The organism is Burkholderia sp. BCC0419 (assembly GCF_902830285.1).
Classification (GTDB): Bacteria; Pseudomonadota; Gammaproteobacteria; order Burkholderiales; family Burkholderiaceae; genus Burkholderia.
In genome coordinates this window covers 168241-180730 of record NZ_CADESR010000011.1, presented here as the reverse complement: position 1 = coordinate 180730, position 12490 = coordinate 168241, and the positions used below count along the sequence as shown (strand labels likewise).

At 67.2% G+C, this 12490-nt stretch carries 11 protein-coding genes; 4 read left to right on the top strand and 7 right to left on the bottom strand.

Features of this window, described 5'->3' with window-relative positions; all coding sequences use genetic code 11:
- The gene (gene prpB, locus HWW87_RS32645; RefSeq protein WP_027781672.1) at positions 1-894 is read right to left on the bottom strand and encodes a methylisocitrate lyase; all 894 of its coding nucleotides are present in this window, start codon (positions 892-894) and stop codon (positions 1-3) included.
- 169 nt (positions 895-1063) lie between these two features.
- Here prpB and prpR point away from each other — a divergent pair, with 169 nt between their 5' ends.
- Positions 1064-3046 (top strand): propionate catabolism operon regulatory protein PrpR, encoded by a 1983-nt coding sequence (gene prpR, locus HWW87_RS32640; protein WP_175823754.1) that lies wholly within the window; start codon positions 1064-1066, stop codon positions 3044-3046.
- A 15-nt stretch (positions 3047-3061) separates the two neighbouring features.
- On the opposite strand, the gene HWW87_RS32635 is transcribed toward prpR, so the two are convergent.
- Positions 3062-3721 (bottom strand): ABATE domain-containing protein, encoded by a 660-nt coding sequence (locus tag HWW87_RS32635; RefSeq protein WP_175823778.1) that lies wholly within the window; start codon positions 3719-3721, stop codon positions 3062-3064.
- Positions 3722-3974: 253 nt separating this feature from the next.
- Between HWW87_RS32635 and HWW87_RS32630 the strand changes: the two genes are divergently transcribed.
- The gene (locus tag HWW87_RS32630; protein WP_175823753.1) at positions 3975-4358 is read left to right on the top strand and encodes a VOC family protein; all 384 of its coding nucleotides are present in this window, start codon (positions 3975-3977) and stop codon (positions 4356-4358) included.
- 189 nt (positions 4359-4547) lie between these two features.
- On the opposite strand, the gene HWW87_RS32625 is transcribed toward HWW87_RS32630, so the two are convergent.
- Positions 4548-5396 (bottom strand): ureidoglycolate lyase, encoded by an 849-nt coding sequence (locus HWW87_RS32625; RefSeq protein ID WP_175823752.1) that lies wholly within the window; start codon positions 5394-5396, stop codon positions 4548-4550.
- Between the two features lie 662 nt (positions 5397-6058).
- Here HWW87_RS32625 and HWW87_RS32620 point away from each other — a divergent pair.
- Positions 6059-6880, top strand: a complete 822-nt coding sequence (locus HWW87_RS32620) for an IclR family transcriptional regulator (protein ID WP_175823751.1) — start codon at positions 6059-6061, stop codon at positions 6878-6880.
- Between the two features lie 176 nt (positions 6881-7056).
- Positions 7057-7608: a hypothetical protein gene (locus tag HWW87_RS32615; protein ID WP_006480314.1), complete on the top strand. Its 552-nt coding sequence runs from the start codon at positions 7057-7059 to the stop codon at positions 7606-7608.
- Between the two features lie 654 nt (positions 7609-8262).
- Here the strand turns inward: HWW87_RS32615 and HWW87_RS32610 are convergent.
- The 4 genes from HWW87_RS32610 to HWW87_RS32595 all read right to left on the bottom strand — a co-directional run bounded on the left by HWW87_RS32610 (position 8263) and on the right by HWW87_RS32595 (position 12472).
- On the bottom strand, positions 8263-10620 hold the full coding sequence (locus tag HWW87_RS32610; RefSeq protein ID WP_175823750.1) for a GNAT family N-acetyltransferase: 2358 nt from the start codon (positions 10618-10620) through the stop codon (positions 8263-8265).
- A gap of 581 nt (positions 10621-11201) precedes the next feature.
- Positions 11202-11507 (bottom strand): H-NS histone family protein, encoded by a 306-nt coding sequence (locus tag HWW87_RS32605; protein WP_175823749.1) that lies wholly within the window; start codon positions 11505-11507, stop codon positions 11202-11204.
- A gap of 103 nt (positions 11508-11610) precedes the next feature.
- Positions 11611-11883 carry a hypothetical protein gene (locus HWW87_RS32600; protein WP_082741903.1) on the bottom strand — a complete coding sequence of 91 codons (273 nt, stop codon included), beginning with the start codon at positions 11881-11883 and terminating at the stop codon, positions 11611-11613.
- 61 nt (positions 11884-11944) lie between these two features.
- Positions 11945-12472 carry a BON domain-containing protein gene (locus HWW87_RS32595; RefSeq protein ID WP_175823748.1) on the bottom strand — a complete coding sequence of 176 codons (528 nt, stop codon included), beginning with the start codon at positions 12470-12472 and terminating at the stop codon, positions 11945-11947.
- Between the last annotated feature and the right edge of the window lie 18 nt (positions 12473-12490).

Here is a 12490-nt window from a genome sequence, read left to right as displayed (position 1 = left end):
TTACTTCTTGCCCTGCGCGAACAGTTCGTCGAGCTTGCGCTCGTATTCGTGATAGCCGAGGAAGTCGTACAGCTCGGCGCGCGTCTGCATCGTCGGCACGGCCGCCTTCTGCGTGCCGTCGCGGCGCAGCGTCTCGTAGAAGTTCAGCGCGGCCTTGTTCATCGCGCGATACGCGCCGCAGCAGTACAGCGCGATGTCGACGTTCGCCTCGCGCAGTTCGTCGACCGTAAACAGCGGCGTCGAGCCGAATTCGGTCAGGTTCGCGAGGATCGGCACCTTCACGGCCGCCTTGAAGCGGCGGTAGTCGTCGAGCGTCTTCATCGCTTCCGGGAAGATCATGTCCGCGCCGGCTTCGACGTACGCGACCGCGCGCTCGATCGCCGAATCGATCCCTTCGGCGGCGGCCGCATCGGTGCGCGCCATGATCACGAACTGATCGTCGGTACGCGCATCGACCGCGGCCTTCACGCGATCGACCATTTCCTCGATCGGCACGACTTCCTTGCCTGGGCGGTGGCCGCAGCGCTTCTGGCCGACCTGGTCCTCGAGGTGCACGGCCGCGACGCCGGCGTTGATGAACGAGCGGACCGTGCGCGCAATGTTGAACGCGCCGCCCCAGCCCGTGTCGATGTCGACCAGTAGCGGCAGGTCGGTCGCGTTGGTGATCCGGGTCGCGTCGATCAGCACGTCTTCCATCGTGCTGATGCCGAGGTCGGGGATGCCGAGCGAGTTCGCGGCGACGCCGCCGCCCGACAGGTACACGGCCTTGAAGCCGACGGCCTGCGCCATCTTGGCCGCGTACGCGGTGATCGCGCCGACCACCTGCAGCGGCTGCTCGGCCGCGACTGCCGCGCGGAACTTCGCGCCGGCGCTCTGAAGATGCGTATTGCTCATGAACGGCCTCCTGATGGAATGCTCAATAACAGCAAGGACCGGGCCAGCGCGCGAAACGTCGCTAACCCACTGATTATTAAGCAACCGCCGTCGGCGTTGCAGCGCCCGCCGATTTCAATTTAGCACTACATGTTTCAAAAATGAAATCGCACGCGCATAATCGGCCGTCATGGACCTCTCCTCGACCAAGCCCGTCGGCCCGGCCGACCGCACCGTGCGCCCGCGCATCTGGGCGATGGGCATCAGCCGCCTGCGCGAGCTGTTTCGCGAGATCGCCGGCGAATTCGACGAACGCGCCGACGTGCGGATCGTCACGCGTGCCTACGAGGATGCGCTGAGCGCGATCGCGGAGGCCGGCACCGCGCGGCCCGACGTGATCGTCGCGGCCGGCTCGAACGGCGGCTTCCTGAAAACGCGGGCGCAGGTGCCGGTGGTGGTCGTGTCGCCGACCGGCTTCGACGTGATGCAGGCGCTCGCGCGCGCGCGGCGCGACGCCGCGCGGATCGCGCTCGTCAGCGCCGGCGAGACGCCGCCGGAAGTGCGCCGCTTCGTCGCCGCGTACGGCCTCGACGTGCAGTTTGCGTCATATCAGTCCGCGCAGGAAGCGGAAGCCTGCGTGCACGACCTGCGCGATCGCGGCATCGAGACGATCGTCGGCCCGGGCCTCGTTACCGATCTCGCGGCCAGCGCCGGCATGGGCGCGGTGTTCCTGTATTCGCATGCGTCGGTGCGCAAGGCCGTCGAGACGGCGCTCGAAGTCGCGTATGCGACGCACGCCGAGGCATTCCGCCGCCAGCGGCTCGACACGCTGCTGCAACATCTGCGCGACGGCGTGGTCGCGCTCGACGCGCGCGGCCGCGTCGAGGCGATCAACGAGCGGCTCGCGTCGGCGCTCGGGGTCGAACCCGCGGCGGCCGTCGGCCGCGCGCTCGTCGACCTGCGGCCCGAGCTGCGCACGCTGCGCGGCGAGGACGGCGACGCGCTCGCGACCGTGCGCGGCGTGCGCTACGTCGTGCATCGCGGGCCGCTGGTCGATCGCGGCGTCACGTCGGGCAGCGTGCTGACGTTCCAGGAATCGCGCGCGGTCGAACGGCTCGATCGTGCGTTGCGTTCGCAACCGACCACCCAGCAGTTCGCCGCACGCTACGCACTCGACGACGTGGTCGGCGCATCGGCGCCGATGACGCGCGTGCGCGACCTCGTGCGCCGCTACGCGAAATCCGACGCGACCGTGCTGGTGCTCGGCGAAAGCGGCACCGGCAAGGAGATGATCGCGCAGAGCCTGCATGCGCTGTCCGCGCGGCGCAGCTATCCGTTCGTCGCCGTCAACTGCGGCGCGTTTCCGGAAGCGCTGCTCGAGAGCGAACTGTTCGGCTATGAAGAAGGCGCATTCACCGGCGCGCGGCGCGGCGGCAAGACCGGGCTGTTCGAGGCCGCGCACCGCGGCACGCTGTTTCTCGACGAGATCGGCGAGATGCCGCCTTCGCTGCAGAGCCGGCTGCTGCGCGTGCTGCAGGAGCGCGAGGTGATCCGCCTCGGCTCGACCGAGCCGATCCGCATCGACGTGCGCGTGATCGCCGCGACGCACCGGCCGCTGCTCGCGGCCGTCGAGGCCGGCACGTTCCGCGCGGATCTCTATTACCGGCTCAACATCCTGAACATCGGCCTGCCGCCGCTGCGCGAGCGCGCGGCCGACATTCCCGCGCTCGCGGCGACGCTGCTCGTGCAGGCCGCGCGACGCGAGCCGCGTCTCGCCGAACGCGTGCGCGACGCCGACGACGCGATGCGCGTGCTCGACGCGACGCAAGCGACGCTCGCGCGCTACCGCTGGCCCGGCAACGTGCGCGAACTGCAGAACGTGGTCGAGCGGATCGCGGTGGAGCTGGCCGAGGAAGTCGACGAAAGCGATCCGGGCGCCGCGTGCGCGGCGCTCGCCCCCGGCGCGCTGCAGGTGATCGCGCCCGAGCTGTTCGCGGCGCCGCCCGACGCGGCCGACGCCGATGACGCGCAAACGCTGCACGCGCGCCGCCGTCGCGCGGAAGCCGACGAGATCCGCGCGGTGCTCGACGCGTGCGGCGGCGACCGCGATCGCGCCTGCGCGATGCTCGGCATCAGCAAGACGACGCTGTGGCGGAAGTTGTCGGCGAAATAGGTTCGGGCCGCCGCGTCATTCAGCCTTGTGATAGTGGCGGTACGCCTTCGCGCGATTGCCGCACGACGACATCGAGCACCAGCGGCGGCTGCCGTTCTTGCTGTCGTCGATGAACAGCCACTGGCATTCGTCGTTCGCACAGCGCTTGACCTTCGCGAGCCGCGCGCCGCCGAGCAGGTCGATCGCCGACCACAGCACCGGGCTCAACAGCCCCGCGAGCGTCGCACTTGACGCGTCGATCCGCCACGCATAGCGGCCGTCGACGCGCGCCAGCGCAACGCGCGGCGACGCTTCCGCCAGAAAGCCGCCGAGCAGCGCGAGATCGTCGGGCTGCGGCTCGCGCTGCTCCGCCTGTGCGTGAAAGAGCCGGTATAGCGCCTCGCGCAACGCGAGCGCGCGCGCCAGCATCGCCGGCTCGTCGCCCTGCTGTTTCTCTTTCTCCTTGTCATGCACGCGACATGCGTCGGCCAGGCCGGCCGGCACGCCCGCCTGCTCGCGGCACCACGCCAGCAGGTCGTCCATCGTGCAGAAGGTTTCCGTCGGCGGGTCGCTGCCGCGCCAGTACAGCGTATTCGCGAAATCGAGGCTCAACGTTTCTGGCGGTGCCGGGATCAGGCAGTCCGTCGTGACGGAAGGTTGCGTTTTGCTCATGACGCGATCGTATCTAACCACCATGCCGGTTGACAAGCGCCCGAGCGATTTCTAACATAACCGGCATGGTGGTTAAAAACAGGTTTACTGCCCTGACGCCCCCTTCAATCCAAGGAGACACAGATGATCGATCGCTTTTCGTTCAGCGTTATCCACACCGCCGCCGGCCGCCTGTACGACGACCCCACGCTCGGCGCGCTTCGCTACAAGCGGTTGGCATGGTGTCTATAAGCAGGTTTGCCGCACTGACGTCCCCTCTCGGTTCAAGGAGCCACAGATGATCGATCACCTTTCGTTCGGCGTTGCCCACATCGACCGCAGCCGCACCTTCTACGACAGCGCGCTGGGCGCACTCGGCTACAAGCGTCTGTATAGCGACGACAACGCCGTCGGGTACGGCACGACCGAGCCCGAGCTGTGGTTGCAGCACGCGGCTCGCCCTGTCGCTGCCGATCCCGAATCGGGGATGCACCTGTCGTTCAAGGCCGCGTCGCCGGTCGAGGTCGACGCGTTCTACCGTGCCGCGCTCGAGCACGGCGGCAAGGACAACGGCGGGCCCGGCAAGCGCGAGCACTACGGCCCGGGCTACTACGCGGCGTTCGTCGTCGACCCCGACGGGTATCGGCTCGAAGCGCATTGCGAACTCGACAACGTCGTGTGATCCGCTTCGTCCGGACGCGGACAAGCGACAAGGGCCCGATTCCGCATCGTGCGGAATCGGGCCCCTGGTTTCGGCTACGTCGCGGTTCGGTGCGCGCCGGTCGTCGGCGGCGGTCATGCCGACGGGTCGGGCAGCATGGCCTGCATGCGGGTGGCCGCATCCTCCAGCCGGCCCGCGCCGCTCACGCGCTTATTGCGCGTTGCGCGTGCGCTGCAACTGCTCGCCGAGCCCTTCGATCCCGAGGCGCACCGTCTGGCCGGCCTTCAGGAACACCGGCGACGGCTTGATGCCCATGCCGACGCCCGGCGGCGTACCGGTCGTGATCACGTCGCCCGGCTGCAGCGTCATGCAGGTCGACAGATACGCGATCAGCTGCGCGACCGTGAACACCATCGTGCGCGTGTTGCCGTTCTGATAACGGTGGCCGTCGATTTCGAGCCACAGGTCGAGACGCTGCGGATCGGGCACTTCGTCGCGCGTGACGAGCCACGGGCCGAGCGGGCCGAACGTGTCGAAGCCCTTGCCCTTGTCCCACTGGCCGCCGCGCTCGATCTGCCATTCGCGCTCGGACACGTCGTTGACCACGCAGTAGCCCGCGACGTAATCGAGCGCGCGCGCTTCGTCGACGTCCTTGCACTTCGCACCGATCACGACACCCAGTTCCACTTCCCAGTCGGTCTTGACCGACCCCTTCGGGATGTCGATGCCGTCGTTCGGGCCGCAGATCGAACTCGTCCACTTGCCGAACACGACCGGCTCCTTCGGCACCGCCATGCCGGCTTCGGCTGCGTGGTCGGCATAGTTCAGGCCGATGCCGATGAACTTGCCGACGTGCCCGACGCACGCGCCGATGCGCGGCTCGCCGGACACGAGCGGCAGCGTGGCCGGATCGATCGCGCGCAGCCGCGCGAGACCCGTGTCGGACAGCACATCGCCGGCAAGATCCGGCACATGCGCGGACAAGTCGCGAATCCGGCCGGCCGCGTCGAGGATGCCGGGCTTTTCCTGGCCGGACGGGCCATAGCGAAGCAGTTTCATCGTGCTTAACCTCTGTTGTCGAATGGGACAGGATACCGGCCGACGCGGCCTTTCGCGGCCGCGCGCCGGACTGGTTGTCGATCGTCGAGTGCACGCGTCGGCGCCGCATGCGGCATGCCGTCGACGCGCGAGGGTCGCGCGGGCGCAGCGATCGCGGCGCCGTACGACGGTACGGCGCGCATCGAACGGGCGGCCGCCGGTCTGCGCATCGGCGACGACGGCCCGGCATCCGCGACGCGTGCCGGCCCATGCCGGCCGGCTGCACGCGCGGCCGCGCCGTCGCTGGCCCGCAAGCCTTTGTACCATCGGCCGCGCGCCGTGAAATGACGCGCGACGGATACCGACTATTGGTGCGCCTGCCGACGCTGCGGCGCAGCACGCGCCGCACCGGCGTCGATCGATCGGCCGTAATGCGCAACTGCGCCTGCCATCGGTGCATGAATACTGGCTATTCGGGGTGCCCCTGTCATCGAAAACGTTTGCCAATCCGTTCTTGTTCGGTAACGATCGGTAAAAAGACGCTGCATTGCACACTGTATGTTTATTGCTAAGCTCGTACGGATGGCTTTCATTGCCATACGCGGGCCCGCCCTATACGCGTGCAGAACCGGCCAGCGTGCGTCGCCAACCGATCGACGGTCACCCCCAACCTCACACCGACAATGCAGACAACCAACGACCCGCTTCCCGGCTGCGACGCACGGGAATCGATGGCCGCTATCGACCGATATCGCGCACCCGCGCTCGACAAGGGCCTCGACATTCTCGAACTCCTGGCCGAGCAGAAGGAAGGACTCACCCGCACCGAAATCACGAAGGAACTCGGCCGTAACGCGAGCGAAATCTACCGGATGCTCGAACGCCTCGTCGCGCGCCGCTACGTGATGCGTTCGACCGGCGGCGACCGCTACACGCTCAGCCTCAAGCTGTTCGCGCTTGCGCACCGGCATCCGCCGATGAACCGGCTGATCGCCGAGGCGCTGCCGCCGATGCAGCGCTTCGCCGACGCCGCCGAGCAGTCGTGCCACCTGTCCGTCTACGATCGCGGCAACCTGCTCGTGATCGCGCAGGTGGACGGGCCCGGCCCGTGGGGCGTGTCGGTCCGGCTCGGCTCGCGCGTCGGCCTCGCCGATACGGCGTCGGGGCGCATGATGCTGGCGTTCCAGGGCCCCGAGCAGCGCGCGCACATGCTGGCCGAGCACCGCAAGGTCAAGGGCGAAGCGCCGCTGAACGAGCAGGAGCTCGCGAATGCGTGCCAGTCGATCCGGCAGTCCGGCTATCTGCGCCAGGACAGCCGGCAAGCGTACGGCGTGACCGACCTGACCGTGCCGATCCTCGGGCCGGCCGGCCATGCGATCGCGGTGCTGACGTGCCCGTTCATGCGGCGAATCGATGCGCACATGGCGCCGTCCGTCGACGTGGTCGTCGGCGCACTGCGCGACACCGCCGCCCATCTGTCGATGTGCCGCAGCGAGGCCTGCTGACGCGCGGGCTCCCCGGCAAAGCGCGCCGGGCACGGCGCAGCGGCGCCGGCTCCGGTTGCGCGCGACGCCCGTGCGGTGCCCGATGCGCGATGTCGCATCGGGCACCCGCGGCGCTACGCTAGAATAGCGGCCCTCTCAAAAACTACGGCGGCCGGTTGTCGCGGCCGTCGTGTCCGATGGATGTCATGGCCAAACTTCTGAACGATCAAGAATTCCAGCGTTTCTCCGAACTTCAGCAGAAGCAGGCAAGCTTCACGATCACGCCCGAGGAAGCGGACGAGCTGCGCGATATCGTCGCGCGCGCGCAGAAAAAGCGCGACGATCGTGCCGCCGCCATGCAGGCGATCGAGAACTACATCGAGCAGTTCGACATCACGCCTGACGAACTCTTCTCGCCCGAGCAGATCGGCGACGCGGCTCGCACCTACGGGCTCATCACGGCGACCAAGAAGGAACGCACGCTGCCGCCGTCGATCACGTTCAACGGCAAGCCGTACCAATGGACCAAGACGCTTCCGGACGACGTGCGCGGCGCACTGTTCGACGCGTTCACGTCCGGCGAGTCGGTCAAGCGCTTCATCGCGATGCCGAAAGACACCGCGCGCTGTGCGCTCACGATCGCCCGCCTCGAGCGCGAAACCGGCGCGGTCTATGCCGATCCGCACCTCGAGGAACTGGCGATTTCGCGCGACCAGGTGAACGACGCGGCGTCGAAACTCGCTGCCTGAATGTAATCGCGGGCACGGTTCCTGCGTGCCCGCACCCGCGCGTCACGCCGGCGTTGGCCGGCGGCGCGCCCACGGGAGCCGGGCATTCTGATGCTCCCGAAAAAGCTCACCTCAGCATCCCGCAAGCGCTCACCACGGCCTCCCGAAAAGTCTCACCCAAGGCTCCCGGAGACGCTCACTGACGCCTCCCGAACGTCCTCACCGATCGCTCCCGCAAGTGCTCACCGAGGCCTCCTGGAAAGGCTCACCGGCCTCCCCCGCAGGTGCTCACCGGCCGTTCCCGGGAAGGCTCACCGAACGCTCCCGTATCGGCTCACCACGCTGTCCCGGAAAAGCTCACTGGCCGCTCCCGAAAAGTCTCACCTTGGTGACGGCTTTGAATTTGCAAGGCCGGAATACGGTAGCGAATGCTTGCAAGCACATCGGTTGAAACGGCTGCGGCGGACGAATATCGCAGCACGCTGCGAGCATCGCCGGACACCATGCGTGCGTCGCGGTATCGCTTCGACCGACAGGTCCGACACGTTGACGAGCGATTCACGCCGGAGGCCGGTTCAAACGCTTTGCATTCCTTATTTAGCTTGCGACGTGGCGAAACGTCGGGACGCGTCGACGCCATGCGCTGCCCTCAAGCGTCGAACCACGGACTGACGCCTACGGCTGCAACTTCATCCTGAAACCCACGACGCCGGGCTCCTCCGTCGTCGACACCGCAAAACCGCACGATTTCGCGAGCGAGATCATCGCTGAATTCTCGCGCAGCGCCTCGCCGACCATCCAGGCAGTGCCGCGCGAGCGTGCGTAGTCGATGATGCGGGTCATCATCAGCCGGCCGAGCCCCTTGCCCTTTTGATCGGGCCGTACCGCGATCGCGAACTCCGCCGTCTCGTTGTCGGGATCGGCGACTGCACGCGCGACCGCGAGCGTGTGGTCGCGCCCCGACACGTCGGTGAACGACACGATGAAAGCCATTTCACGGTCGTAGTCGATCTGCGTCATGCGCGCGACCTGCGAATGATCGAAGCTGCGCACCGCGCCGAAGAAACGCATCCGCAGATCTTCCGGCGTCATCGCACCGAGCAGTTCGTTGTGCGCGGCCTCGTCTTCCGGACGGATCGGGCGGATCGTCACCGTCTCGCCACGCCACTCGAGCGTCTGCTCGAGGTGCCGCGGATACGGCATGATCGCGAGCCGGCTGCGCCCCGAAGCCAGCGTGATGCGCGGCGCGACCACCGATGCGCGGTCGGACAGCACACGCAGCGTGACCGACATTGCAACGACTTCGCGCACATCGCAGACGACCTGCGACAGTGCCGTCAGCGCGTCGAGCGTCGGCTCGACGGGCGCGCTGCGCGCATACGGCGAGCGCTCCATCACCGCGCGGGCGAGCACCGTGTTCAGCGGCGGCAGGCCGTAGACGACGAACGGCGCCGATACGCCGTCCGCCGGCGGCACGGCATAACGAAACACCGGACCGAAGTTCGAATCGTCGTACATGTCGATCGTGATATCGACGACCTTCTTGCCGGCAGGCTCATTCGGCTGCTCGCCCTGCAGACCGAAATGGGACAGCCAGCGCAGCGCGGCTTCGCCGGCCAGTTCATGCTGGCCGGCTTCGACCATGCGGCGCGCGTCCGCCTGGGCGGACGCCACGCACTCGGCCGGCTGCGGCGGCGTGCCCTCCGGCGTCTGCATCAGCAACTGGCGCCCGAGGTTGTAGTCGACGAGCCGCGCATACGCGCGTGCGAGCCGCTGCGGCGTCGTGTGCACGGGAATGCCGTTCGCGTGCAGCGCATCGCGCGTCGCCGCGTCGACCGCGCCGAAGAAACACGCGAGGATGCCGCGATGCGCGTACTGCCGCGAATCGATCAGCGTGCGCGCGACCGACTCGGCCGGCGCGCTGTGCGACGTGGAATGAACGACGAACAGCGTGCCCGTCTGCGGAAACGGGGCAAGCGCCTTGATCGCCGCGGCGAAGTGCTCGGGGCGCGCATCGTCGCCCAGCGTCAGCGGATTACCGGGCGCAGCCAGATGCGGCAAAGCGGCCGATACGGCCGACGTTGCCGCCGGCGACCAGTCGGCCAGCGCGACGCGCACCTCCGCGACCGCATCGACCGCGAGTTTCGCGACGCCCGCGTCGCTCGTCACGAGTGTCGCCGCCCCCCGCGCGGTGACACGGCCGACGCCGAGCGTCTCGATTTCGTCGAGCAGATCGTCGAGCGCATCGACGCGCACCATGCCCGCGCGCTGGAACGCCGCCGTGTAGAGCGCGTCGCCGGGATCGGCACGGCCGGTGCGCAACGCAAGCACCGGCTTGTTACGTGCGGCCGCGCGCGCCGCCGACATGAACTTGCGCGCCGCGCGCACGGTATCGAGCTCGAGCAGGATCGCGCGCGTGCCGGGATCGCTTGCCAGATAGTCGAGGACGTCGCCCGCATCGACATCGGATTCGCTGCCGAGCGCGACGACATGCGAAAAACCGAGGCCCCGCGCATCGGCCCAGCCAAGCACCGCGTTCGTCAGCGCATTCGATTGCGACACCCACGCGACGCCGCCCGATCGCGCCGTATAGGCAGGCGCGCCGAAATGCGCATGCCGCGCGGGCGACAACACGCCGAGGCTGCCGGGCCCGACGATACGGAGCACGAACGGCTTCGCCGCCTTCAGCGTGCGATCGACCGCGGCGCGATCGGCATCGGTGCGCGCCTCGCCGACGATCACCGCGACGCGCGTGCCGAGCTCACCGAGCTTGCGCACGATGCCGGCCCAGGTCGCGGGCGGCGTGCAGATCACGGCAACCGACGGCGGCGTGGGCAGCCGGTCGACATCGGAGACGACCGCATGCCCGTCCAGCTCGCGATATTTCGGATTGACGGGCCACACGGGCCCCTGAAACGCGCCGTCGAGCACACGCGACCACACCATCGCGCCGATACTGCCCGCGCGCGATGACGCGCCGACGACCGCAACGGACTTGGGCTGGAACAACGCATCGAGATGGCGAACGGTCACATCGGCTCCCTGCGGTGACGAAAGACGACACGATCGGCATGCGGCCACGCAGGCCGTGCGCCGATCGACGCGAACCCCAAGCATAGGCGAAGCGCTTGCGGCTGCCTATATGCCGAACGGCCGACTGTTCGACGGACGTCAATGCTTGCACCATGGGCCTGCAACACACGCGGCACGACATCGCAGCGCCGCTCGCACGAAGCACGCAACGCGGCACGACGCTGCAGCCGCTTTCTCAAAGGTGAGGATTTACAGGAGCCATGGTGAGTCTCTTCGGGAATCGCACGACACACCGCGCAAACACGCGAAAGGTGATGAAAATCTGCGTCAGGCATGCACCGCGAAAAGCGCGAACGCCAATGCGCGTGCATTGCACCATTACGCGGTTGTTTACGGGAATTCCCCGCAATATGCAGGCGAATCGCGGCGAATTCGCAAAACGGGATCCGTTAATTGCGGAGCATTGCACTCCAATTCGTCACGGAAAATCGCATGACGACTGCGCCAAAACAAAACGGTGCGAAGGCCGCATGGCCGTTCGCACCGTCAGTCGACACACGAAAGGTGAGGATTTTCGGGAGTCAGTCCTTGATCAGGAAACGTCCGCGATTCTTGCCGAGCCATGCCGGCGCCCGCCCGCGGCCACTCCAGGTTTCGCCCGTCTTCGGGTTCAGGTACTTCGGCGGCAAGGTTCGCCTGGGCTTCGCGGCGGTAGCGGCGGCGGCCGATCCTGCCGGGCGAAAACCGAGCTCTTCCGGCGTAATGTCGTATTCGTCGATTTTCGCGCGGATATGCGCAATCGCGTCGGCAATCGCCTTTTCACGTTCCTTGTCGATCTTTTGCTGAAGCCGTTCGAGCTGCGCGTTCAGTTGCCTGTAGGTCGCCATATGGATGGGACTCCGTGAGTGTTATTCGTGAAAAACAAGTGACTCAAAGCAAACAGAAAAGCGCTTCGCCCGATCGTGGTCTCGTCAGCCGGTCATGTCGGGATCAATAACCGCTCTTCTTCTTGCATGCGAAGAGAAGATTTCGCACGGCGTCATCCGTCGATTGCTGGATCACGTCGAAATCTCCGTTGCACATGGCCCGGGCATTGTCCGTGCAATTGCTCCAGTCGCTGCCGGTGCATTGCACCTGAGTGGTCGGGCGCCCGTCCGAAGTGAACAGCGGAGCACTGCCGCCGCACCCGCCGAGCCCTGCAACCAGAGCCAACATCACGGCCGCCCGAGGCCACCGACAGACCGACGCAAGCATGTGTTTCATTGTTGTTCCCGTCAACCTTTTTTTGAATGTCGCGAGTATGCCATGGGTAGCCCTTCGGCCGTCAGTCCGGCGTGCGGTCGGGTTGCCCGCGCGCCTTGTACGGCAAGCGCTTGCGCGGATCGTCGGTGATGCGAACGAATACCTGCTCGACGTCCGGAAGCGCCTCGAATTCGCGTTGCAGCGCCTGGCGATCGAACGTCGTATCCGCGCATCCTTCGACGTAGATGAACCGTCGCTGCACGGTAATCCACAGGCTCGTGCCGCGCAGGTGATCGGAACCGGCGAAGTGCGCCTTCGCCGCATCGGCGATCGACGCGTCATACATATACGAGTTCGGCTTCGTGCAGCGATGGGCGAGCCAGCAGGTCGTGCCGCGTTCGGCGCGGTAGTGCGCATCGTCCGTCATCTCGGCGCGCGTCATCCACGGGCCGAGCGGCAACGGGCATTCGGCCACGTCCTGCGACAGCGCGACGAACGGATCGTTGTACCAGTTGCGCCGCGCCTCGGGCGCAGCGGCGTCGCCGGCCTGCGCGAGTGCGGCGCTCGCCAGCAACAGGGTCAGCCATCCTGCGATGCCGATCCGCTTCATCGTGATCTCCTGTTCGAT